This window comes from Streptomyces sp. NPDC101132 (assembly GCF_044759225.1).
Taxonomy (GTDB): Bacteria; Actinomycetota; Actinomycetes; order Streptomycetales; family Streptomycetaceae; genus Streptomyces.
In genome coordinates this window covers 674,017-697,729 of record NZ_JBIVYX010000002.1, presented here as the reverse complement: position 1 = coordinate 697,729, position 23,713 = coordinate 674,017, and the positions used below count along the sequence as shown (strand labels likewise).

At 72.5% G+C, this 23,713-nt stretch carries 20 protein-coding genes; 8 read left to right on the top strand and 12 right to left on the bottom strand.

The annotated features are described in order from the left end of the window. Window positions 1-21: 21 nt before the first annotated feature. From ACIQUR_RS07440 to ACIQUR_RS07430, 3 genes are all read left to right on the top strand, one after another. Complete coding sequence (locus ACIQUR_RS07440) at window positions 22-1,746, top strand: LCP family protein (protein WP_403659736.1); 1,725 nt, start codon at window positions 22-24, stop codon at window positions 1,744-1,746. Between the two features lie 38 nt (window positions 1,747-1,784). Further along, a complete protein-coding gene (locus ACIQUR_RS07435) occupies window positions 1,785-3,503 on the top strand; it encodes an LCP family protein (RefSeq protein WP_403659733.1) in 1,719 nt (572 codons plus the stop codon). A 320-nt stretch (window positions 3,504-3,823) separates the two neighbouring features. Further along, window positions 3,824-5,134: an LCP family protein gene (locus ACIQUR_RS07430; protein ID WP_403659862.1), complete on the top strand. Its 1,311-nt coding sequence runs from the start codon at window positions 3,824-3,826 to the stop codon at window positions 5,132-5,134. Between the two features lie 48 nt (window positions 5,135-5,182). On the opposite strand, the gene ACIQUR_RS07425 is transcribed toward ACIQUR_RS07430, so the two are convergent. After that, complete coding sequence (locus ACIQUR_RS07425; protein WP_403659731.1) at window positions 5,183-5,722, bottom strand: acyl-CoA thioesterase; 540 nt, start codon at window positions 5,720-5,722, stop codon at window positions 5,183-5,185. Window positions 5,723-5,828: 106 nt separating this feature from the next. On the opposite strand from ACIQUR_RS07425, the gene ACIQUR_RS07420 reads away from it, so the two are divergent. Continuing rightward, window positions 5,829-7,184: an LCP family protein gene (locus ACIQUR_RS07420; RefSeq protein WP_403659728.1), complete on the top strand. Its 1,356-nt coding sequence runs from the start codon at window positions 5,829-5,831 to the stop codon at window positions 7,182-7,184. An 85-nt stretch (window positions 7,185-7,269) separates the two neighbouring features. Here the strand turns inward: ACIQUR_RS07420 and ACIQUR_RS07415 are convergent, their stop codons facing one another. Beyond that, on the bottom strand, window positions 7,270-8,424 hold the full coding sequence (locus ACIQUR_RS07415; RefSeq protein ID WP_403659725.1) for an acyl-CoA dehydrogenase family protein: 1,155 nt from the start codon (window positions 8,422-8,424) through the stop codon (window positions 7,270-7,272). A gap of 190 nt (window positions 8,425-8,614) precedes the next feature. Between ACIQUR_RS07415 and ACIQUR_RS07410 the strand changes: the two genes are divergently transcribed. Continuing rightward, entirely contained in the window at window positions 8,615-9,955 is a 1,341-nt protein-coding gene (locus ACIQUR_RS07410) for a UDP-glucose dehydrogenase family protein (protein WP_403659722.1), read from the top strand. A 37-nt stretch (window positions 9,956-9,992) separates the two neighbouring features. On the opposite strand, the gene ACIQUR_RS07405 is transcribed toward ACIQUR_RS07410, so the two are convergent. Beyond that, window positions 9,993-10,484, bottom strand: a complete 492-nt coding sequence (locus ACIQUR_RS07405; protein ID WP_403659719.1) for a CGNR zinc finger domain-containing protein — start codon at window positions 10,482-10,484, stop codon at window positions 9,993-9,995. 104 nt (window positions 10,485-10,588) lie between these two features. Between ACIQUR_RS07405 and ACIQUR_RS07400 the strand changes: the two genes are divergently transcribed. Continuing rightward, window positions 10,589-10,954, top strand: coding sequence for a VOC family protein (locus ACIQUR_RS07400; RefSeq protein WP_403659716.1), 366 nt, complete (start codon window positions 10,589-10,591; stop codon window positions 10,952-10,954). Between the two features lie 30 nt (window positions 10,955-10,984). Here the strand turns inward: ACIQUR_RS07400 and ACIQUR_RS07395 are convergent, their stop codons facing one another. The 4 genes from ACIQUR_RS07395 to ACIQUR_RS07380 form a co-directional block, all read right to left on the bottom strand. Next, window positions 10,985-12,133 (bottom strand): dipeptidase, encoded by a 1,149-nt coding sequence (locus tag ACIQUR_RS07395; RefSeq protein ID WP_403659713.1) that lies wholly within the window; start codon window positions 12,131-12,133, stop codon window positions 10,985-10,987. 121 nt (window positions 12,134-12,254) lie between these two features. Next, a complete protein-coding gene (locus ACIQUR_RS07390; protein WP_403659710.1) occupies window positions 12,255-13,445 on the bottom strand; it encodes a dipeptidase in 1,191 nt (396 codons plus the stop codon). Continuing rightward, window positions 13,442-13,969, bottom strand: a complete 528-nt coding sequence (purE, locus tag ACIQUR_RS07385) for a 5-(carboxyamino)imidazole ribonucleotide mutase (RefSeq protein ID WP_403659707.1) — start codon at window positions 13,967-13,969, stop codon at window positions 13,442-13,444. The genes ACIQUR_RS07390 and purE overlap by 4 nt, the downstream gene beginning before the upstream one ends. Next, on the bottom strand, window positions 13,966-15,105 hold the full coding sequence (locus ACIQUR_RS07380; RefSeq protein WP_403659704.1) for a 5-(carboxyamino)imidazole ribonucleotide synthase: 1,140 nt from the start codon (window positions 15,103-15,105) through the stop codon (window positions 13,966-13,968). Before ACIQUR_RS07380 ends, purE begins: the two co-directional genes overlap by 4 nt. 193 nt (window positions 15,106-15,298) lie before the next feature. On the opposite strand from ACIQUR_RS07380, the gene ACIQUR_RS07375 reads away from it, so the two are divergent. Further along, a complete protein-coding gene (locus ACIQUR_RS07375) occupies window positions 15,299-15,868 on the top strand; it encodes a GtrA family protein (protein WP_403659701.1) in 570 nt (189 codons plus the stop codon). 35 nt (window positions 15,869-15,903) lie between these two features. Here the strand turns inward: ACIQUR_RS07375 and ACIQUR_RS07370 are convergent, their stop codons facing one another. Next, window positions 15,904-17,172 carry an ATP-binding protein gene (locus tag ACIQUR_RS07370; RefSeq protein WP_403659698.1) on the bottom strand — a complete coding sequence of 423 codons (1,269 nt, stop codon included), beginning with the start codon at window positions 17,170-17,172 and terminating at the stop codon, window positions 15,904-15,906. A gap of 50 nt (window positions 17,173-17,222) precedes the next feature. Beyond that, complete coding sequence (locus ACIQUR_RS07365) at window positions 17,223-17,900, bottom strand: response regulator transcription factor (protein ID WP_399950063.1); 678 nt, start codon at window positions 17,898-17,900, stop codon at window positions 17,223-17,225. A 357-nt stretch (window positions 17,901-18,257) separates the two neighbouring features. Between ACIQUR_RS07365 and ACIQUR_RS07360 the strand changes: the two genes are divergently transcribed. Beyond that, entirely contained in the window at window positions 18,258-19,775 is a 1,518-nt protein-coding gene (locus ACIQUR_RS07360; protein WP_403659694.1) for a peptide MFS transporter, read from the top strand. Window positions 19,776-19,907: 132 nt separating this feature from the next. On the opposite strand, the gene ACIQUR_RS07355 is transcribed toward ACIQUR_RS07360, so the two are convergent. Genes ACIQUR_RS07355 through ACIQUR_RS07345 form a run of 3 tightly spaced genes read right to left on the bottom strand, consistent with a single transcriptional unit; the run spans window position 19,908 to window position 23,697 of the window. Further along, a complete protein-coding gene (locus ACIQUR_RS07355) occupies window positions 19,908-21,317 on the bottom strand; it encodes a hypothetical protein (RefSeq protein ID WP_403659690.1) in 1,410 nt (469 codons plus the stop codon). A gap of 26 nt (window positions 21,318-21,343) precedes the next feature. Then, entirely contained in the window at window positions 21,344-22,597 is a 1,254-nt protein-coding gene (locus ACIQUR_RS07350; RefSeq protein WP_403659688.1) for a hypothetical protein, read from the bottom strand. Continuing rightward, on the bottom strand, window positions 22,594-23,697 hold the full coding sequence (locus ACIQUR_RS07345; protein ID WP_403659685.1) for a hypothetical protein: 1,104 nt from the start codon (window positions 23,695-23,697) through the stop codon (window positions 22,594-22,596). Before ACIQUR_RS07345 ends, ACIQUR_RS07350 begins: the two co-directional genes overlap by 4 nt. Between the last annotated feature and the right edge of the window lie 16 nt (window positions 23,698-23,713).

The following is a 23,713-nucleotide window of genomic DNA, read 5'->3' as shown; positions in this document are numbered from 1 at the left end:
CGACGGAGGATTCAGACAACCGTGGATGCGCAAGGCCGTGGGCGGGCGAACGACATCGACCCCGCAGACCAGTGGGTACTCAACCCGAGCACTGGCAACTACGAACTGCGACTGGACAGCTCCGCAGGGCAGCGGCCGGTCTCCCGTCCTCGTAGATCCGCACACGCGGCACCCGCCGCCCCCTCCCCCGTCACGAGCCCGTCGGGTCCCCCCGTACGCACGGCTCCCGGCGTCCCCGCGCCCCGGCGCGGCGGCGGCACCCCGCCGGGCGGCGGCCGGCGCGGCGGCCGCAAACGCCCGGGCGGCGGCGACCGCAAGAAGAAGGTCCTGCTCATCACCGGCGGCTCGATGGCGTTCGTCCTCGTCGCCGGCTCGGTGGGCGGCTACCTCTACTACCGCCACCTGAACAACAACATCAGCACCACCGACATCGGCGACGCGGGCAGCGGCGGCTTCAAGACCGACCAGGCCATCAACATCCTGGTGATCGGCACGGACAAGCGGACCGGTTCGGGCAACACGGGCTACGGCGACAAGAACAGCCCCGGCCATGCGGACACCACGATCCTCTTCCACGTCTCCAAGGACCGGACGAACGCGACCGCGCTCTCCATCCCCCGCGACCTGATCACGGACATCCCGGACTGCCCGACCAAGCAGCCCGACGGCTCCGTCAAGACGGTGCCGGGCCAGAGCGGGGTCCGCTTCAACACCAGCCTGGGCCAGGGCGGCCGGGACCCCGGCTGCACGATGCGCACGGTCAAGAAGCTGACCGGCATCCCCGTGGACCACTTCATGATGGCCGACTTCAACGCGGTCAAGACGCTGAGCACCGCCGTCGGCGGCGTCCCGGTCTGCGTGAACAAGGACGTCAACGACAAGGACTCCAAGCTCAGGCTGACCAAGGGCGAGCACCGGCTCCAGGGCGAGCAGGCCCTGGCCTTCGTCCGCACCCGGCACGCCTTCGGCAACGAGAGCGACCTGGACCGGATCAAGACCCAGCAGGCCTTCCTGAGTTCGATGATCCGGCAGATGAAGTCCAGCGAGACGCTCACCAGCCCGACCAAGCTCTTCTCCCTGGCGGAGGCGGCCACGCAGGCCCTCACCGTCGACACGGGCATAGGGGGGATCCCCGAACTGACGCGCCTGGCCAAGGAGCTGAAGGACGTCAACCCGAAGAACATCACCTTCACCACCCTCCCCGTGGACGACAACCCGGCGGAGCGGGTGAAGGCGACCGTGGTCGTCAAGGAGTCGCAGGCCGAGCCGCTGCTCGCGATGATCCGTGAGGACACCTCCCTCACCGAGGTCAAGAAGCAGAAGGAAGCGGCCCAGAACGCGCAGAACGCCCTGCTCCAGGGCACCCGCGCACCGGCCTCGGACATCCGGGTCGAGGTCTACAACGGCGGCGGCCCCACCGGCTCCGCTCAGACCACCCTGAACTGGCTGCAGAACAACCAGGACGTCTCCAAGTCCAGCAACAACGGCAACGCGCCCGAGAAGCTGGCGAAGACGACCCTGGAGTACGCACCCAACCAGGCCGATCAGGCCCGCGCCCTCGCGGACATGATGGGTCTGCCCGCCGCGGCCCTGAAGCCCGGCACCGCCGACGCACCCGACCGCACCCCGATGAAGCTCACCCTGGGCGCGGACTTCAAGGGAGCGGGCATCCCGATCACGGCGCCCAAGAAGGCGCCCGAGGGGATTCAGCGCGTCGAGGCCGACAAGGCCACCTGCGCCGAGTAGTACACACCTGACACAGCAGGACCAATGGGGGGATACGGGTGAGGCACAGCAGCGTGCGAGGGGAGGGGGCGCCGGCCCACGCGCCCGGTGGCATACCGGACGCGGAGCCCGGTGGCATACCGGACGCGGGATCCGGCGCGCCCGGCACCCCGTCCGGTCCCCGTGACGGCGGGCCGCGCGACGGGGGCTCCCGCGACGGCGAGCCCCGCGCGGCCGGCCCGCGCGGCGCCGGCGGCCGGAAGGCCGTACGCCCCCGCCGCCAGGGCAGGCGGCGCGTCCTGCGGTACGTCGCCATCGCGCTCTCGCTGCTGATCCTGGGCACCGCCGGCGCCGGCTACCTGTACTACCGGCACCTCAACGGCTCCATCCAGACGGACGCGTTGAACCTCGGCGACGGCAAGGGCCCGCAGCACAAGCCCAACGCCTTCGGCCAGACGCCGCTGAACATCCTGCTCATCGGCTCCGACGCGCGCGACGGCGAGGAGAACCAGGAACTCGGCGGCGCCAAGGAGACCTTCAACGGCACCCCCCTCGCCGACGTCCAGATGCTGCTGCACCTGTCCGCGGACCGCAGCAACATGTCGGTGATCAGCATGCCGCGCGACACCCTGCTCAAGCTGCCCAAGTGCACCGACACCGACGGCAAGGTGTACCCGGCCACCCAGGGCGTCCGGCCGATCAACGAGTCGCTGGGCCGGGGCGGCCCCGGCTGCACCGTCGCCACCTGGCAGGAGCGGACGGGCATACCGGTCGACCACTTCATGATGATCGACTTCAAGGGCGTCGTGTCGATGGCCGACGCGATCGGCGGCGTCCCCGTCTGCGTCAAGCAGAACGTCCACTCCCGCAATTACAAGGGCGAGGGCTCCGGCCTCCGCCTGACCAAGGGCACGCACCCCATCAAGGGCGTCCAGGCCCTCCAGTGGCTGCGCACCCGCTACGGCTTCGAGGACGGCAGCGACCTCGCGCGCGCCCACGGCCAGCACATGTACATGAACTCGATGGCCCGCGAGTTCCGCAAGAACGCCAAGCTGAGCAACCCGCTCAAGCTCAACAGCCTGGCCCAGGCGGCCATCGAGGCCATGGTCGTCGACGAGGGCCTGAACCGGATCGACCGGCTCTTCGACCTGAGCATGGAGCTCAAGAGGGTCCCCACCGGCCGGATCACCATGACGACCATGCCCTGGGTCGAGAGCACGCGCTGGAGGGGCAAGGTCGAGCCCGCGGCCGACGCCGACAAGCTCTTCCGGATGGTCCGCGAGGACATCCCGCTGGACGGCAAGGCCCCGGACAAGCCGAAGCCCGCGGCCACCGCCACGGCGGTCACCGACCCGGCCGCACCGGCCGCCGAGATCCCGGTCATGGTCCGCAACGCCACCAGCGGCAAGGAGCACACCGCGACCCGGGTCCGCGGACGGGCCGCCGACGTGGCCGCGCTGCTGGCCGCCAAGGGCTTCGCCAAGGCCGTGGCCGACAGCCAGACCGCCGCCGAGGACACCACGGTCGTCCGGTACGCCGGGCTCGACCAGGCCGGCGACGCCGCCGCGGTGGCCACCGCGCTCGGCCTGCCGCCCACCGCCGTGCAGCGGTCCACCGAGGTCACCGGCGTGACCCTGTTCGTCGGCAAGGACTGGCGGGAGGGCGACAAGCCCGTCGCGCCCCCGGCCGCGCCCGCCAAGGCCCCCGACTCGGCCCGTCCGCTCAACGGCGACGACGAGGGCGCCTGCATGGAGATCCAGCGGGGCTTCACCTTCTGAGGACGCGCGTACGGAGGAGGGCGGGCCCCGACGGGCCCGCCCCCGTTACCGCGTACGGGGGAATCGGGGCGTGCCGGACGATCGGGACGGACGGTGACTGATCGTATGGGCCTACTGTTCTGAGGCCGCCTGTGACCAGTTCCTCCGCGGAGGTGTCCCCCGTGCCCCAGCCGCAGCGCTACCCCCGTCCCCGGCCTCCGCAGGGTCCCCGGCGCGGGAGCCCGCGGCGGCGCCCCGCGCAGCGGCCCCGGTGGGGCGTACGGCTGGCCACGGCACTCTCCGTGGCCGTCCTGGGCTCCGGCGCCATCGGGCACGCGGTCATGACGGGGCTCGACACCGGCATCAGCCGGGTCGACCCCTTCAAGGACATGAAGAACCGCCCGCAGGCGGGACACGGCGTGAACTTCCTCATCGTCGGCACCGACGGCCGCGAGAAGATCGCCAAGGAGGACCGGCGCGAGTACCGCCTGGGCGGCACCTCCTGCAACTGCACCGACACGATCATGCTGGTGCACGTCTCCGCCGACCGGGAGCGGGCCAGCGTGATCAGCCTCCCCCGGGACACGTACGCCGAACTGCCCGCCCACACCGACGCGCTGACCGGCAAGCCGCACTCCCCGCACCCGGTGAAGCTGAACGCGGCCTACTCGGAGGGCGGGCCCCACCTCACCGTCCGGACCGTCGAGCAGATGACCCGCGTGAAGATCGACCACTACCTGGAGGTCGACTTCACCGGCTTCATGCGGACGGTCGACGCGATGGGCGGCGTGGAGATCTGCACCGCCAAGCCGCTGAAGGACCGCTACTCGGGCCTCGACCTGCCCCCGGGCACGCACCGGCTGACCGGCGGCCAGGCCCTGCAGTACGTACGCGCCCGCCACCTCGACGGCGCCGCGGACCTCGCCCGCATGCAGCGCCAGCAGCGGTTCGTCGCCGCGCTGATCTCGCAGGCCACCCGGAGCGGGATGCTGCTGAACCCGGTGAAGTTCAAGCAGGTCAGCTCCGAGCTGCTGGGCTCGGTGCGCGCCGACCGGGGCTTCGGCTCGCAGGAGATGCTGGACCTCGGGCAGGCGATGCGGGACTTCACCCCCGCCTCCTCGGAGTTCGCCTCGGTGCCGATCCTCGCCCAGTCCCCGCCGGTGCGGCTGCTGGGCTCGGTGGTGCGCTGGGACGAGCCCAAGGCCGCCCGGCTCTTCCAGGCCCTGCGCGACGACAAGCCGCTGGCCCCGGCGAAGCCCCGGCGCAAGGACACCGCGGTGCCGGTCGACGTGGCCCCGCAGCAGATCCGGGTGCACGTGGAGAACGGCACGCGGATCGACGGGCTCGGCGGGCGGGTGGACCGGGCCCTGCGCGCGACCGGCTTCGCCACCGACCAGGCGCCCACGGGAGGGTCCGCGCGGAACGTCACGCGCACGGTGGTCTCGTACGACCCCCGCTGGGACCGCTCGGCCAAGACCCTGGCCACCGCCCTGTCCGGTGCGGCGACCCGGGCGGTGCCCGGGCTCGGCCCCGTGCTGCGGGTGACCGCGGGGACCGACTACCGCAAGGTGACGCCGGTGCGGGCCGAGGACCCGCACCAGGGCGAGTTCGGGGTGGTCACGGGCGACCAGGTGGCCTGCCGCACGACGTGACGGGGCCGGGCCGGGGCCCGCACGGCGCGCTCCGGCCGGCCCCGCCGGTCAGTCGTCGTCCAGGCCCTCGGCCGCGCGGCGCTCCCGCAGCTCCATGATCGCGCGCCGCCGGGCGAGCCGGTGGGTGCGGCGGATCTGCGCCTCCTGGTAGCGGCGCTTGTCCTGCTCGGTCTCCGGCAGCACCGGCGGCACCGTGCGCGGCTTGCCGTCCCCGTCCACGGCCGCGAAGACGAGGTACGCGCTGCCGACCTGGGTGGGCGGGGTGGACTCGTTCCACCGCTCGGCGAGCACCCGCACGCCGATCTCCATCGAGCTGCGGCCGGTCCAGTTGCACTGCGCGCGTACGTGCACCAGGTCGCCCACCCGTACCGGCGCGAGGAAGGCCATCTCGTCCATGGAGGCCGTCACGGCCGGGCCCCCGGAGTGGCGGCCGGCGACCGCGCCCGCCGCGTCGTCCACCAGCTTCATGATCACGCCGCCGTGCACCGTGCCCAGCAGGTTCGTGTCGTTGGCCGTCATGATGTGGCTGAGGGTGGTGCGGGACGCCGAGGTGGGCTTACCGGGAAGATCGCCCGAAACATCTGTCATGCACCCACCTTAAATGCGTGACGGATGCACCGGCTGTGCAACAGACCCGGCACGAAGTGCGCCCCGGCCTGTCGGACGACACGCCGGGCCAGGCATCCTTGTCCGCATGAATGACTGGCCCGAGGGGTGGACCGACAACCGCGACGAGCGCCACGGCCGTGGCAGCTCCAGCGCACAGCCGGAGGGCGCCCGGGTCATGCGCCACGTCCAGCGGGGCTCCCAGGAACCGCAGCAGCCCCGTCAGCAGCCCCCGTACCCGCCCGCGCAGCCGCCCCGGCCGCCGCGCCAGCAGGGGTACCGGCAGCCGCCGGCCCCGCAGGGCTACGGCGTGCCCTCGCAGCAGGGCCCGCAGCACGACACGTACGGCGGCTACGACAGCGGCTACAACACGGGCCAGGTCTACGGCAGCCCCTCGGGCGGCGGTCCGGGCGGCGGCCAGGGCCGCACCGGCGCCCCCCAGGGCGGCGGCCGGCCGCAGGGGCCGGTCGACTGGGGCCGGCGGCTGAAGATCGGTTCGATCGTGCTGGTCTCCACGCTGGCCGTGGTGTCCGTCGGCACGTACTTCTGGGCCGACTCCAAGATGCGGCGCGAGGTGGACCTGTCCAAGGTCATCGAGCGGCCGGACGAGGGCGACTGCACGACGTACCTGATCGTCGGCTCCGACAGCCGCGAGGGCATGTCGGCCGAGGAGAAGAAGAAGCTCCACACCGGCTCGGCCGAGGGCAAGCGCACCGACTCGATGATGGTGCTGGCGGCCTGCTCCAGCGGGAACACGATGATCTCGCTGCCGCGCGACTCGGACGTGGAGATCCCGTCCTTCGTCGGCTCGGAGTCCGGCAAGAAGTACGCGGGGCGGGGCGTCCGCACCAAGCTCAACGCCGCCTACGCGATGGACGGCCCCGAACTCCTGGTGCGCACGGTCGAGTACAACACCGGCCTGCGCATCGACCACTACGCGGAGATCGGCTTCGCGGGCTTCGCCAACATCGTCGACGCGCTCGGCGGCGTCGAGATGAACATCGAGAAGGGCTTCAAGGACAAGAAGTCGGGCGCCGACTTCAAGGCCGGCAAGCAGACCCTCAACGGCGAGCAGGCGCTGGCCTTCGTCCGTACCCGGTACGCCTTCGCGGAGTCGGACCTGGCGCGCACGAAGAACCAGCAGAAGTTCCTGTCTGCGCTGGCCAGTCAGGCGGCGACGCCGGGCACGATCCTGAACCCGTTCGAGCTCTACCCGGTGATGGGCGCGGGCCTGGACACGCTGATCGTGGACGAGGACATGTCGCTGTTCGACCTGGGCGAGATGTTCTTCGCGATGAAGGGCATCACGGGCGGCGACGGCGTGTCGATGAACATGCCGATCAACGGCTCCCGCGGCGGCAACCTGGTCTGGGACAAGGCCAAGGTCAAGCAGCTGGTCCAGCAGATCCAGAACGACGAGAAGGTCACCGTCCGCGGCAACTGAGCGCGGAACGCGAAAGGCGCCTCCCGGACGGGGGAGGCGCCTCTTCCACGTGCCGCGACCGGTGGGTCGCGGCAGGCTGCGGGCCTTACGGCAGGTTGCGGGCCATGACGATCCGCTGGACCTGGTTCGTGCCTTCGTAGATCTGGGTGATCTTCGCGTCGCGCATCATGCGCTCGACCGGGTAGTCGCGCGTGTAGCCGTAGCCGCCGAGGAGCTGGACGGCGTCCGTGGTGACCTCCATGGCGATGTCGGAGGCGAAGCACTTGGCCGCGGCGCCGAGGTACGTCAGGTCGGCGTCGCCGCGCTCGGAGGCGGCGGCGGCCTGGTAGGTCAGGGCGCGGGCGGCGGAGATCTTCATCGCCATGTCCGCGAGCATGAACTGGACGCCCTGGAAGTCGGCGATCGGCTTGCCGAACTGCTTGCGCTCCTGGACGTAGCCCTTGGCGTAGTCGAGGGCGCCCTGCGCGATGCCGAGGGCCTGGGCCGCGATGGTGATGCGGGTGTGGTCCAGGGTCTTCATGGCGGTCGCGAAGCCGGTGCCCTCGGCGCCGATCATGCGGTCGGCCGGGATGCGGACGTTGTCGAGGTAGACCTCGCGGGTCGGGGAGCCCTTGATGCCGAGCTTCTTCTCCGGGGCGCCGAAGGAGACGCCCTCGTCGCCCTTCTCGACGACGAAGGCCGAGATGCCCTTGGAGCGCTTCTCGGGGTCGGTGACGGCCATGACCGTGTAGTACTCGGAGACGCCCGCGTTGGTGATCCAGCGCTTGACGCCGTTGAGGACCCAGAAGTCGCCGTCGCGGACCGCGCGGGTCTTCATGCCGGCCGCGTCGGAGCCCGCGTCGGGCTCGGAGAGGCAGTAGGAGAACATGCCGTCGCCCTTGGCGAGCGGGGTCATGTACTTCTTCTTCAGCTCCTCGGAGCCGGAGAGGATGACCGGGAGCGAGCCGAGCTTGTTCACGGCGGGGATGAGGGAGGAGGACGCGCAGACGCGGGCCACCTCCTCGATCACGATGACCGTGGCGAGGGCGTCGGCGCCGGCGCCGCCGTAGTTCTCGGGGACGTGGACGGCGTGCAGGTCGTTGGCGACGAGGGCGTCGTGGGCCTCCTGCGGGAAGCGGGCCTCCTCGTCGACGGCCGCGGCGAACGGCGCGATCTTGGCCTCGCAGAGCGCGCGGACGGACTCGCGGAGCATGTCGTGCTCTTCGGCCGGGCGGTACAGGTCGAAGTCGGAACCCGCCAAGGTGTCTCACTCCCCAAGGTGACGCTAACTACCGTTAAGTAACCCAAGCCTAGTCCGCTACTCACCCGTAGGGATACGAGTGCGGGGCGTGAGCTGCGTGACAACCGGGCGTACCTGCGGGAAACGTCCTCCGATCGGGCCCGACTATGCTCGGTTGCCGTTGTTCTCCCCCTCCCCCAGGAGTTCCCGCATGGCCCTCAAGATCACCGTGATCGGCACCGGCTACCTCGGCGCCACGCACGCTGCCGCGATGGCCGAGCTGGGCTTCGAGGTGCTGGGCCTGGACGTGGTCCCGGAGAAGATCGAGATGCTGTCCCAGGGGCGGGTCCCGATGTACGAGCCGGGGCTGGAGGAGCTGCTGGGCGCGCACGTCGCGGGGATCGAGGGGTCCACGGGCCGGCTGCGCTTCACCACCTCGTACGAGGAGGCGGCCGCCTTCGGCGACGTCCACTTCGTGTGCGTGAACACCCCGCAGAAGCACGGCGAGTACGCGTGCGACATGTCGTACGTGGACGCCGCGGTCGAGTCGCTGGCCCCGCACCTGACCCGGCCGGCGCTGGTGGTCGGCAAGTCGACGGTGCCGGTGGGTTCGGCGGACCGGATCGCGGGACGGCTGGCGGAGCTGGCGCCGGCGGGCGACCAGGTGGAGCTGGCGTGGAACCCGGAGTTCCTGCGCGAGGGCTTCGCCGTGCAGGACACGCTGCACCCGGACCGGATCGTGGTGGGCGTGCGGAGCGCGCACGCGGAGAAGCTGCTGCGCGAGGTGTACGCGACGCCGGTCGCGGAGGGGTCGCCGATGGTGGTGACGGACTTCCCGACGGCGGAGCTGGTGAAGACGGCCGCGAACTCCTTCCTGGCGACGAAGATCTCGTTCATCAACGCGATGGCCGAGGTGTGCGAGGCGGCCGGGGGCGACGTGGTGAAGCTGGCCGAGGCCATCGGGCACGACGAGCGGATCGGCGCGAAGTTCCTGCGGGCCGGCATCGGCTTCGGCGGCGGCTGTCTGCCGAAGGACATCCGGGCCTTCATGGCGCGGGCGGGCGAGCTGGGCGCGGACCAGGCGCTGACCTTCCTGCGGGAGGTCGACTCGATCAACATGCGGCGGCGCGGGCACATGGTGGAGCTGGCGCGGGAGGCCGTGGGCGGCTCGTTCCTGGGCAAGCGGGTGGCGGTGCTGGGTGCGACGTTCAAGCCGGACTCGGACGACGTGCGGGACTCGCCGGCGCTGAACGTGGCGGGCCAGATCCACCTGCAGGGCGGCCAGGTCACCGTGTACGACCCGAAGGGCATGGCGAACGCGCGCCGGGTCTTCCCGACCCTGGCGTACGCGAAGACCGCGGCGGCGGCGGTGGCGGGTGCGGACGTGGTGCTGCACCTGACGGAGTGGCGGGAGTTCCGCGAGCTGGACCCGGCGGACCTGGCGGCACTGGTGGCGACCCCGCTGATCCTGGACGGCCGCAACGCGCTGGACGCCACCCTGTGGCGCGCGGCGGGCTGGACGTACCGCGCCATGGGCCGCCCGCGGGCCTGAGGCTCCGGGGTGGGGGCCGGTGCGGTCCCCACCCCGTTCAGCCGCGCTTCGCGCGGTAGGTGCGCATCTTCGCCCGGCTGCCGCAGACCGACATGCTGCACCAGCGGCTGCGGCCGGCCGGGCTGCGGTCGTAGTAGGCCCAGTGGCAGTCGTCGGCCGCGCAGGCCTTGAGGCGGGTCCAGGTGCCGGCCGCGAGGGCCTCGGCGATGGCGGTGGCGACGCGGGCGGTGAGGCCGGGCGCTCCGGCGGGGGCGAGTGCGGCCGCGCCCTCGTGGTCCAGGGTGACCGTCAGGGGGGCCTCGGCCAGGAGTGCGTTCAGTTCCGACAGGCGGCCGGGCGGGATGTCGTGGCCGGCGTGCGCGAGACACGCGGCGCGGAGGGCCTCGCGGAGCGCCACGGCCCGGTCGAGGGCGTCGCCGGTCAGGCCGAACTCCGCCGCCAGGCGGTCGTCTCCCGTGTCCACGCTCAGCGTGTTGACCAGCGCCTCGACGAGCGCGAGGCCTCCGGGGGCGGGCGCTCTCTCCGTCATGTCGTCGACGTTACCTCCTAGCGAAGGCAAGCGGTAACGCCTACCCTGAGGGTTACCGGTTAATGGCTTGTTCCGGTAACCCCGGCACGTTCTCTGGAGGAAAGATGGCCATCGCCAAGCTCGGGACCGTCGTCCTGGACTGTCCCGACCCGCTCGCGCTCGCGGAGTTCTACGCCGCCCTCCTCGGCGGCACGCCGGCGCTCGACGAGGAGGGCACCTGGGCGGACCTGGAGGGTCACGGGGGCGCGGCCCTCGCCTTCCAGAAGGCGCCGGGGCACGTCGCGCCGAACTGGCCCTCCCCCGAGGCCTCGCAGCAGTTCCACCTCGACCTGACGGTGGAGGACCTGGACGCCGCGGAGGGTCGGGCCCTCGCCCTGGGCGCCAAGCTGCTGGACCCGGGCCCCGAGGGCCGGACCTGGCGGGTGTACGCCGACCCGGCCGGGCACCCGTTCTGCCTCTGCGCCTGCTGAGGGAGGACCGGCCCCCGGAGGGGCGGGGGCTCAGCCCGAGCGGCGGTACTGGGCAGCCCGCGAGGTGAACTCGGCGTCCCTGAGCACGCGTTGGGCGTTGCCCCAGGTCAGCAGGGCGATGTCGGGCTCCGGCCAGCCGCGGTCGAGGAGTTCGGCGATCAGCCGCGGGTAGCCCGAGGGGTCCGTGAGCCCCTCGGGGCGGGGGGCCGCCGGTCCCGTGCCGAAGGTGCCGCCGAGGCCCACGGCGTGGGGGCCGGCCACCGTGCGTACGTGGTCCAGGTGGTCCGCCACCGTCGCGGCGGTGACCGGCACGCCGGCCGGCGCCAGCCGGTCCGCGGCGCAGGTCACCATGCACAGGCCGTTCGCCGCGCCCAGCGCCTCGAGCACGTCGTCCGGGACGTTGAGGGGGTGGGGGTGCAGCGCGGCGGCCCCGGCGTGCGAGACCAGCACCGGCGCCTTCGAGGCCGCGATGAGGGTACGGGCCGTCTCCGGCCCGCAGCCCGCGAGGTCCACCACCATCGCGAGCCGGTTCATCTCGCGTACCACCTCGTGGCCGAAGGCGCTGAGCCCGCGCTCCGCCCAGGCCGCCCCGGCGGGGGCCAGGCTGCGCACGCCGAGGGCGTGGAAGGCGCGGAGCGGGCCGAGGGAGGCGTCGAGGGCGCGTCCCGAGACGGGGCCCATGAACGAGGCGATGCGGCCGCGGTTGCGGGCGTCGGCGAGTTCGTCGGGGCCGTAGGCCGTGCACAGGCTGTCGGGGTAGCGCCGGAGCAGCTGCCGGGCGAAGTCGATCTGTTCCAGGGTCCCGGCCACCACCCTGTCGTCGTCCGGGACGGCGTCCCCGGTCGCGTCCGGGGTCTCCCCGGGCACGAGCAGGGACCAGAACAGACCGCCGACGCCTCCGGCCCGCAGCCGGGGGAGGTCGGTGTCGACGGTGCTCTCCACCGTCGCGAGGTCGTGGAAGGGGCTCTGCCGCTGCGTCCACAGCAGGGCGTTGCAGCCGTCCACGACGGGGTGCGCGGCGAGCAGGGCGGCCACGCGCTCCGGCACGGGCCGTGCCGGGGCGGGGGCGGCTTCCGGTGCGGGGGCGGGGTGGGCCGCGGGCCCGGGCACGGCGGGGGCGGGCTCGGCCGCCCCGGCGGCCCCGGGGCCTTCGTGGGTCTCATCCTGCAGGTCGGCCATGGCGTTCGCTCCGGTCTCGGCGGCAGCAGGGCGTTGTTGCCACCGTGACACGAGGGGCGCGTGCGTTCGCGGCGGGTGTGGCGTTCGGGTCAACGCCCGAACGCCACACACCACGCCGCCGCTACGGAGCGGGGGCCGGCAGTACCGCGTTCGACGGGGGTACGTGGGCCTGCGCGGCGGCCACCGACTCGGCGTCCCGCAGCACGCGTACCGCGTTCGACCAGGTCAGCTTCGCGAGGTCGGCGCGCGACCAGCCGCGGTGCAGCAGCTCGGCGACCAGGTTCGGGTAGCCGGCCACGTCGTCGAGACCGGACGGCGTGAAGGCGGTGCCGTCGTAGTCGCCGCCGATGCCGATGTGGTCGATGCCGGCCACCTCGCGCATGTGGTCGAGGTGGTCGGCGACCGTGGCGGCGGTGGCCACGGGGCGGGGGTTGGCCGCCTCGAAGGCCCGGTGGACGGCCATCGCCGGGGCGGTGGTGTCCAGGTGGTGCATGCCGTGGGCGCGCATGTTCTCGTCGGCCGCGGCCGTCCAGGCCACCGCCTCGGGGAGGATGAACTTCGGCACGAAGGTCGCCATCGCCACGCCGCCGTTGGCCGGCAGCAGCGCCAGCACGTCGTCGGGGATGTTGCGCGGGTGGTCGCAGACCGCCCGGGACGAGGAGTGCGAGAAGATCACCGGCGCGGTGGAGGCGGCGATGGCGTCCCGCATCGTGGTGGCGGCCACGTGGGAGAGGTCCACGAGCATGCCGACGCGGTTCATCTCCCGGACGACCTCGCGGCCGAAGTCGGTGAGGCCGCCGTGCCGGGGCTCGTCGGTCGCCGAGTCCGCCCAGTCGATGGTGTCGTTGTGCGTCAGGGTCATGTAGCGGACCCCGAGCCGGTGCAGTGCGCGCAGGGTGGCCAGCGAGTTGTTGATGGAGTGGCCGCCCTCGGCGCCCATCAGGGAGGCGATCCGGCCCTCCTTGCGGGCCTTCTCCATGTCGTCGGCCGTCAGGGCCCGGGTCAGGTCACCCGGGTAACGGTCGATCAGCTGGTTCACCGCGTCGATCTGCTCCAGGGTGGCGCTGACCGCCGTGTCGCCCGCGAAGTCCGAGCGCACGTAGACCGACCAGAACTGCGCGCCCACGCCGCCCGCCCGGAGGCGGGGGATGTCGGTGTGCAGGTGCCCGGACTGGTCGCCGGCGATGTCGCGCCGCCCGAGGTCGTAGCGGACCTGCTCGCGCAGGGCCCAGGGCAGGTCGTTGTGGCCGTCGACGACCGGGTGCTCGGCGAGCAGCTCGCGGGCCTCCGCGAGCCGCGCGGCCGCGCTCACTTGCCGAATCCGAACGACTCCTGGCCGGCCACCTTGTTGCGCAGCCGCTTGCCCTTCTCCGTGGCCTGGTCGTTGAGCTCCTGCTGGAACTCCTTCATCCGGGCCAGCAGGTCCGCGTCCTGCGTGGCGAGGATGCGGGCGGCCAGCAGGCCGGCGTTGCGCGCGCCGCCGACCGAGACGGTGGCGACGGGCACGCCCGCCGGCATCTGCACGATCGACAGCAGCGAGTCCATGCCGTCGAGGTACTTGAGCGGTACGGGGACGCCGATGACGGGCAGCGGGGTCACCGAGGCGAGCATGCCCGGGAGGTGGGCGGCGCCGCCGGCGCCCGCGATGACCGCCTTGAGGCCGCGGTCGGCGGCCTGCTCGCCGTACGCGATCATCTCGCGCGGCATGCGGTGGGCCGACACGACATCGACCTCGTAGGGGATCTCGAACTCGTCCAGCGCCTGGGCGGCGGCCTCCATGACGGGCCAGTCCGAGTCGGAACCCATCACGATGCCGATAAGAGGAGAGGTGCTCATTCGGTGATTGTTCCCCTGAGGTAGCCGGCAGCGTGACGGGCGCGCTCCAGCACGTCGTCCAGGTCGTCGCCGTAGGTGTTCACGTGCCCGACCTTGCGGCCGGGCTTCACGTCCTTGCCGTACATGTGGATCTTGAGCTGCGGGTCGCGGGCCATGCAGTGCAGGTACGCCTGGTACATGTCCGGGTAGTCCCCGCCGAGCACGTTGGCCATCACGGTCCAGGGGGCCCGCGGGCGCGGGTCGCCCAGCGGCAGGTCCAGGACCGCGCGTACGTGGTTGGCGAACTGCGAGGTGACCGCGCCGTCCATCGTCCAGTGGCCCGAGTTGTGGGGGCGCATGGCCAGCTCGTTGACGAGGATCCGGCCGTCGGTGGTCTCGAAGAGCTCGACCGCGAGGTGGCCGACGACGCCGAGTTCGGAGGCGATGCGCAGGGCCAGCGTCTGGGCCTCGCCCGCGAGGGCCTCGGGGAGGTTCGGGGCGGGGGCGATGACCGTGTCGCAGACGCCGTCCACCTGGACGGACTCCACGACGGGGTAGGCCACGGCCTGGCCGTGCGGGGAGCGGACGATGTTGGCCGCGAGCTCGCGGACGTAGTCCACCTTCTCCTCCGCGAGGACCGGGACGCCCGCCTTGAAGGGGGCCTCCGCGTCCTGGGCGGTGCGCACGAACCAGACGCCCTTGCCGTCGTAGCCGCCGCGCACGGTCTTGAGGATGACGGGGAACCCGCCGACCTCGTCCGCGAAGGCCACCACGTCCGCCGGATCGGCCACGATCCGGTGGCGGGGGCTGGGCGCGCCGATCTCGTCGAGCCTGGCGCGCATCACCCCCTTGTCCTGGGCGTGCACCAACGCGTCGGGCCCCGGGCGGACGGGGATTCCGTCCGCTTCCAGGGCCCGCAGGTGCTCCGTGGGTACGTGCTCGTGGTCGAAGGTGACCACGTCACAGCCGCGCGCGAAGGCACGGAGGGTGTCCAGGTCGCGGTAGTCGCCGATGACGACGTCGCTCACCACCTGGGCCGCCGAGTCCTGCGGGGTGTCACTGAGGATCTTGAATCTGATGCCGAGGGGGATGCCCGCCTCGTGGGTCATGCGGGCGAGCTGACCGCCGCCGACCATGCCGACTACCGGGAACGTCACTCCTCCAGGGTATCCGCCATTCGGGACGGGTCCGAGACCCGGCCGCCCTGGTCAGCACAGGGTGAACGGGCGGTCACGCAGGTCGTGCCGCGTGTTCAGCGAGCCACGGGCGTACCCGCGGGTCGCCGCTTACCATGACGGGGTTGACGCATTCGAGTCGACGCCATCGACCGACAGGGGCTGAACGATCACCATGAGCGCCTCCAAGCGGGCGGACCTCATCGGGCGGGCACGTGGGCTCGCACGGGAGGTCGCCAAGTTCGGAGCGGTCGGCGGCCTGGGTCTGCTGGTCAACCTGGGCGTGTTCAACCTCCTCCGGCACACCACCGACCTCCAGGTCGTGCGCACGAGCGTGATCGCGACGGTGGTCGCCATCGCGTTCAACTACGTGGGCTTCCGCTACTTCACGTACCGGGACCGCGACAAGAGCGGCCGGACCCGCGAGATGACGCTGTTCCTGCTGTTCAGCGCGGTCGGCCTGGTGATCGAGAACGGTCTGCTGTACGCGGCGACCTACGGTCTGGGCTGGGACAGCCCGCTGCAGAGCAACGTCTTCAAGTTCCTGGGCATCGCGGTGGCCACGGCCTTCCGCTTCTGGTCCTACCGGACCTGGGTGTTCCGGGCCATGCCGGTGCCGCAGCCGGCCACCACGCCCGTGCCGTCCGCCGGGTCCCCGGCCGCCGGCGGGTCCGGTACGCCGGCCCCCGCGGCCCGTGCCGCGGCGCGCTCCGGGCACCGGCCGAAGGTCCGGGCCGGGCGCTAGTCCCGCGAGCCGACTGCCGCGGTGGCGCGGCGGTCCTAGCGGACCGTGGGTTCGCGGTCGGCGGGGCGGTCGGGCGCCGTACGGCTGAGGAACAGCGCGAAGACCGGCGGCTGCGCCTGGATCAGCTCCAGCCGGCCGCCGTCGGCCTCGGCGAGGTCCCGGGCGACGGCCAGGCCGATGCCCGTGGAGTTCCGGCCGCTGATGGCCCGCTCGAAGATCCGGTTGCCCAGATCGGCGGGGACGCCGGGGCCCTCGTCGGTGACCTCGATGACGGCCTGGTTGCCGGTCACCCGGGTGCGCAGGGCGACGGTGCCGCCGCCGTGCATGAGCGAGTTCTCGATCAGTGCCGCGAGCACCTGGGCCACGGCGCCCGGGGTGCCGACGGCCCGCATGCCCTGCTTGCCGGAGCGGACGATGGCGCGGCCCTCGCTGCGGTAGGCCGGGCGCCACTCCTCCACCTGCTGCTTGACGACCTCGTCCACGTCGAAGGGGACGGCGGAGCCGGTCCGGGGGTCGCGCGAGTTCGTCAGCAGCCGCTGGACCACGTCGGTGAGCCGCTCCACCTGGTTCAGCGCGATCGAGGCCTCCTCGCGCACCGTCTCCAGGTCCTCGGTGACGGTGATCTCCTCCAGCCGCATCGAGAGCGCGGTCAGCGGGGTGCGCAGCTGGTGGGAGGCGTCGGCGGCCAGTCTCCGCTCGGCGGTCAGCATCCGGCCGATCCGCTCGGCGCTGGCGTCCAGCACGTCCGCGACCCGGTCCAGCTCGGGCACCCCGTACCGCTTGTGGCGCGGCCGGGGGTCGCCCGAGCCGAGCCGCTCGGCGGTCTCGGCCAGGTCGGTCAGGGGGGAAGCCAGCTTGTTGGCCTGGCGTACGGCGAGGAGTACGGCGGCCACGACGGCCAGCAGCGCCACGGCCCCCACCACCAGGAGGGTGCGGCCGACCTCGCGGGTGACGATCGAGCGGGATTCCTCGACGGTGACGGCCACGCCCTGGTCACCCCGGGCGGTGGCCGTGATCGCGCCGCCCTCGGGCGGCGGGCCGATCTCCAGGTCGGGGCTGCCGGGGACGACGACCACGGCGTGCCGGCCCGCGTCGAGCTGGTCGGCGAGGGCCGCCGGGTCCAGGGCCTCCTTCTCCAGCACCTTGGTCTCGACGGTGCCGAGCAGGCTCTGGGCCTCGGACTCGACGCTGTCGTGGGCGCTGTTGGTGATCGTCCGGGTCTCGACGATCACCAGGGAGACCCCGAAGACCGCGATCACCACGAGCACCACGGCGAGCGTGGAATTGATCAGACGGCGGCGCATGACCTCATCGTGGGTGGTTCAGCGGGGTTCAGCGGGTGCGGCGTGCGGGTTCAGCTCTTCTCGAAGCGGAAGCCGACGCCGCGGACGGTGGCGATGTACCGCGGGTTGGCGGCGTCGTCGCCCAGCTTCTTGCGCAGCCACGAGATGTGCATGTCGAGCGTCTTGGTGGAGGACCACCAGGTGGTGTCCCAGACCTCGCGCATCAGCTGGTCGCGGGTGACGACGCGGCCGGCGTCGCGGACCAGGACGCGCAGCAGGTCGAACTCCTTGGCGGTGAGCTGGAGCTCCTCCTCGCCCATCCAGGCCCGGTGCGACTCGACGTCGATGCGCACGCCGTGGGTGGCCGGGGGCTGCGCCGGCTCGGTGGCACCGCGCCGGAGGAGGGCCCGTACCCGGGCGAGCAGCTCGGCCAGGCGGAACGGCTTGGTGACGTAGTCGTCGGCGCCCGCGTCGAGGCCGACCACCGTGTCCACCTCGTCCGCGCGCGCGGTCAGCACGAGGATCGGGAAGCCGTGACCTTCGGCACGCAGGCGGCGGGCCACTTCCAGCCCGTCCATCCCCGGCAGGCCGAGGTCGAGCACGACCAGATCGACGGAGCCCTGCAGTCCGGCGTCGAGGGCGGTGGGTCCGTCCTCGCGGACCTCGACCTCGTAGCCCTCCCTGCGCAGGGCGCGGGCCAGGGGCTCCGAGATGGATGCGTCGTCCTCGGCGAGCAGTACACGCGTCATGTGGGTGATGGTAGTCCGACGGCGGCACACCCTGGAGTGTGATCGCGCAGGCCTGGATATCTGGTCTTATGGCTCTTGATCTCCTTCGAATGTGGCCAAACGGTTCCCTGGAATCCTGTGATCCATATCTCAAGTCCTTCCATATCCGGCACTGTCGTGTCGTATGGTGGCGAGACATCTGATGCACTGACGGTGGACCTTTATGCGTAATTGCTCGCTGAAGGTCTCTATTTCTGTGCAGCGCAAAGAACTGCGGACCGGACCATCGGGAGCGACGGCGCTCCCTGTCGGCCGTACCTCACGAGGCGCGATACCGCCCACAAAGCGAAGCGCGTCCCGAGCAAGCAAGGAACGACCATGGCGTCAAGCCTGACGAAGGACCGCGCCGGCACCCCCGGTGAGAAGACCTTCTTCGGCCACCCCCGCGGCCTGGCCACTCTGTTCATGACCGAGATGTGGGAGCGCTTCTCCTACTACGGCATGCGCGCCCTCCTCGTGTACTACATCGTCTCCGGCGGTGCGGACATGGCGAAGGGCAGCCAGGGCGGCGGCCTGGCGATGACCGCGGCGACGGCCACGGCGATCTACTCCGTGTACGTGTCGATGGTCTACCTGATGGCCCTGCCGGGCGGCTGGTTCGGCGACCGCGTCTGGGGCGCCCGCAAGACCGTCACCATCGCCGGCTTCGTGATCATGGGTGGTCACCTGGCGCTGGCCCTGCCGGGCCAGGCGGCGTTCTTCGCCGGCCTGATCCTGGTCGCGATCGGCTCCGGTCTGCTGAAGGCCAACATCTCGACGATGGTCGGCCACCTGTACGACGGTCCCGAGGACCCGCGCCGTGACGGTGGCTTCACCCTCTTCTACATCGGCATCAACCTGGGTGCCTTCGTCGCTCCGTTCGTCATCGGCACGGTCGGCAAGGAGTACAACTGGCACCTGGGCTTCGCGCTCGCCGCGCTCGGCATGGCGCTGGGTCTGGCCCAGTTCCTGTTCGGCACCCGCCACCTGAGCCCGAAGAGCTCCGTGGTCCCGAACCCGCTCTCCCCCGAGGAGCGCCGGACCGTCCTGACCCGCGTGGGCCTGGGTGCCCTGGTCGTCGCCGTGTTCTACGCCGGTGTCGTCGCCCTGGGCATGTACACCCTGAACTGGGCCATGGTCCCGCTGATGCTGGCCGGCCTGCTCATCCCGATCGCGGTCCTGACGAAGATCAAGCGCGACAAGGACCTGAGCACCACCGAGCAGTCGAAGATGACCGGCTACATCTGGTTCTTCGTCGCCGCCGCCGTCTTCTGGATGATCTACGACCAGGGTGGCTCCACGCTGTCGCTGTTCGCGGACTCCAAGACCGCCGACACCGTCTTCGGGCTCGGCTTCTCCGCCACCTGGTACCAGTCGCTGAACCCGCTGTTCGTGATGGCGCTGGCCCCGGTCTTCGCCTGGCTGTGGCTGTGGCTGGCCCGCAAGAACCAGGAGCCGAACACCATCGTGAAGTTCGCGATGGGTCTGGTCCTGGTCGGCGCCTCCTTCTTCGTCTTCATCGTCCCGATGAACATGGCGGGCGGCGGCAGCACCGTCTCCCCGATGTGGCTCGTCTCGATCTACATGATCCAGACCATCGGTGAGCTGTGCCTGTCCCCGGTGGGTCTGTCCGTGACCACCAAGATGGCGCCGCAGAAGTACGCCTCCCAGATGATGGGCGTCTGGTTCCTGGCCGTCACCGCCGGTGACTGCACCACCGGTCTGCTGTCGACGGCCGGCGTGGACCTGAACGGCATCGGCATCATCGCCCTGCAGGCCTCGCTCGCGGTGATCGCGGGTCTGGCGGTCTTCATGTACCGCAAGAAGGTCCAGGCCCTGATGGGCGACGTGCACTGACCTGAGACCGAGGTCACGCCCGGACCCCCGAGGGCGGCACTCGTACGGGAAGGCCCCGGCACACCTGGTGTGCCGGGGCCTTCGCGCGTCCCGCCGCGGGTGCGCCGGCCGCGGGGCGGCCGGCGGGTGCGGCTAGCGGGTGCCGCGCAGGCGTCGCCACGGGGTGAAGGCGAAGACCGCACCGCCGAGCAGGATCACGGTGCCGGCCACCAGGCCGAGCGCCCTGAGCGCGGCGTCGTCCTCGGCGCCGGTCTCGGCCAGGGGCGGGCCGGCGGTGGTGCCGCCGGACTTGTCGCCGGTGGTGCCGGCGGAGCCGCCCGGCTGCGCCGCGGTGTCCAGTTCCAGGGAGACGCCGGAGCTGGCCGCCTTGCAGGGCACGGTGATGGGCGTGGCGCCCGCCGCCATGCGGACCTCGATGGTGAGGGTGTCCGGGCTGAGCGTCACCTTGCCGGTCTTGCCGGGCTTGTAGGTGCCGGTCATGTCGGAGAGGGAGACGGGGCTGCCCTTGGGGATGGGCGCCGAGTTGGCGGGGCCGGAGACCCGGACCGCGCCGCTGTCGGCGCCGCCCAGCTTGATGTCCATCAGCGGCTTGAGCGCGCCCGCGGGGAGGTCCATCGGGCTGGCCATGGCGCCCTTGGCGGTCTTGACCGTGAGGTCGTAGCCGCCGCCGTTCTTCCTGGCGTTGACGGTCACCGGGGTCTTGATGCCGCCGGGGACGACCGCGCCGCAGTCGTACGCGACCTGGACGGGCTTGCCCGGGAAGTCGGTCTTGCCGCCGTCACCGCCGCCGGAGCCCGCCGTGGTGCCGGAGGTGGTGCCGGAGGTGGTCCCGGAGGTGGTCCCGGACGTGGTGCCCGCGGTCGTGCCGGACGTGCTGCCCGACGTCGTACCGGACGTGCTGCCCGACGTCGTACCGGACGTGGTCCCGGAGGTCGTGCCCGACGTGGTGCCGGACGTGGTGCCCGACGTCGTGCCGGAGGTCGTGCCGGACGTCGTCCCCGAGGTGGTGCCCGAGGTCGTGCCGCCGCTGGAACCCCCGGACACGTCGATCGTGGCGCCCACGCCCACCGAGCCCGTGGGCGCGCACTTCGTCACGAAGGTGCCGAAGGAGAAGGTGACGGCCACGTCGTACTTGCCCGGCGTCAGCGTGACCTTGCCGGCCTTGGTGAGCTTCAGCTTCCCCTTCATCACGGACATCTGCATCGGGGCCTTCTTGGGGATCGGGGGGTTCTTCTTCTCCCCCTCCACCTTCAGCTCGCCCCCGCCGCCCAGGGCGATCCAGCCCGTGGGCTTGACCGAGTCCTTGGGGATGTCCATCAGGTCGGTGTTGTTGGACGCGGGCTTGACGGTCTCCCAGCTCACGTCCACCTCGTCGCCCACCTTGGCCGAGGCGGGTGCCGTGATCTTCGCGGTGGTCTCGCCCTCGACCGGGTCGCCGCCGCCCGCGGGCGGCACACACCTGACCTTGAACGTGACCTCGGCGGCCTGGGCGGGCGAGGCCACCATGACGATGCCCGCGCCGCCGAGCACGAGCGCGGCCACGGCCGCGCCTACCCTCCGTTGGGTCTTCACGACTGTCCCTTCGTTGTCGGACGGTTCTCAGACGGTGCGGATGTCTGTGGGACGGACCCGTGGGGGGCGGATCCGTGCGGTGGGGCCGGCTCCGGTGCCGCCGCCTCCTGCGCGGCCGGCTCCCGAGGGGCCCGGTTCGGTGCCCCCGGCGCGGTGTCCGGGGCGAACCACGGCAGGACCGCCGTGGTGGTCGTGGGGTCGGGGGCCGTGCCGCCCGGAACGGCCGCCGCGCCGGGCGGCGTACCGCCGGCCGGACCGGACCGCCGGCCGGCCGCCGGGATCCGCGGCAGCTTCGCGGTGACCGCGGCCGCCCCCTCCGGCAGCCGGGCACTCCCCCGGTGCCGGCCTCCGGGGGCCGCGCCGCCGGGCCGGACGCGGTCGACGACCGCCATGCCGATGCGGAAGATCCCGGCCGGGACGACCAGGCAGAGCAGGATCCAGAAGAGCGTCACGCCGTACGGGCGGTCCACCCCCCAGGGCTGGGTGACCAGCGTCTTCTCCCCGTACTTGAGATAGACGGTGTGGTCGCCGTACGCGCCCGCGCCGAGCGTCACCTCCAGCGCGACCCGCGCCTTCTGGCCGGGCCCGACCGTGCCCTTCCACTGGCGCTCCTCCCAGACCGGGGCGAAGACCCCGTGGGAGGTGCCGATCTGGAAGAGCGGGTCCTTCACCGGGGCGGAGCCCAGGTTGCCGACCGTGACGACCAGCCTCCGGCTCGGCGGGGCGCCGAACCAGGTGAGGATCCCGTCGTCGCCCTCCAGGCGGGCCGCCGCCAGCACCGCGAGCCGGGCGCTGCCGCTCGCGGACGGCAGCGCGGCCACCGGGTGGTCGGTGATCTTCACGGCGGCGTCGACGGCGGCCTGGTCCCCGGTCACCGTGGCCACGTGCACCACGCAGGGGCAGGGCTTGGGCGGTGCGACCACCGGCAGCTGCTTGCCGAAGCGTCCGGCGTCGTCGGTGGTGACGGCGCGGCCGTCGGCGTTGGCGCAGGTGTTGGTGCCGCCGATCATGTTCTGGCCGCAGACCAGCAGCATCAGCAGGGTCCTGGGGCGCCAGCCGGTGCCCGCGACCGTGACCTCCGTGCCCTTGGCGACCTCGGGGAGGGAGAGTTCGACGGTCGGCTTCCCCTCCGCGGGGGCCGCGCCGGCCGCCGGTGCCGTGGCGCAGAGCAGTGCCAGTACGGCGACCAGCGCGGCCGCTCCCGCCAGCGCACGCCGGGCCGCAGACCCGTACCCGAGCTTGCCGCTCACCTGACCGCTCCCGTCAACTCGGCTTCCGGTACGGGCCGTCCGGCCCGCACCCCGTCCCCCGGCGCCTCCGTGCGCCGGGACCTGGTGGTACGTACGAGCAGGGCGGCGGCCGCGGCGGTGCCCGCCAGGACCAGCACGCCGGCACCCGTCCAGCCCAGCGCGCCCCAGGGCACGAACCACGCGGACGCGCTCCCCTCGGCCCGCGCTCCCCCGGCGGCGGTGACGGTCAGCGTCACGTCCGCCGACCCGAACACCGGCGCCCCGGGCCAGGATTCGGTCAGCTCGACCCGCTGGCCGGGCAGCAGTTCCAGGCCGAGCGGGTGGGCGCGGCCGTCGGGCAGGTCCCCGAACAGGCCCTCGGCGGCGACCGCGAGCTCCGGGACCACGGCGGTGTTGCCCCGGTTGACCAGGGCGTACGTGATGCGGCCCGCGGCGCCCTCGCCGGTGACGGCGACGTCCTCGACGGTCAGCGCGGACAGGGCCGGGCCGGTCACGCGCAGCTGGACCCGGACGGCCGCCTCCCGGGTGCCCTCGGCGGCCACCACGGCGGCCGGGTGGTCCCCGGGCGCCGCGCCGTCCGGCACGGTGACGGTGAACGGCACGACCGCGCGGGTGTGCGGGGGGATCCGGACCGTGGCCGGTGGCGCGCCGAAGCTCACCCAGCTCCCGGTCGCGCGGGTCTCCCGGGCCGGGCGGACGGCGAGGGCACCGCCCTCGGCGTTGTACGCGTCGGCACCCCGGAGGGTGACCGTGCGGGTCTCGCCGGTGGGGTTGTCGAGGGCCAGGCGGTCCTCCAGCACGGTGCCCGGGGCGCCTTCGAGGTAGAAGTACGGGCGCCCCTCGGCGCCTTCGGTGGCCGGCCCGGCGGCGGGCCGCGCGGTCCAGCCCGGGCCGCCGGGGTCGCGCAGGGGGCCCCGGAGGGCGGTGGCGGGCGGGGCGGCGGTCACCGCCGCGGCCGTGGCGGGCCGGGCGGCGGTGACCGCCGGGCCCGTGGCGGGGGCGGCACCGGCCGGGTGCGGGCAGAGCAGGGCCGGGAGCACCACCGCGGCGGACGTGACGAGCGTGACGAGTGAGGCTGGCCGGCTGCGGCGCGACGGCATGTACGGGTCTCCCTGT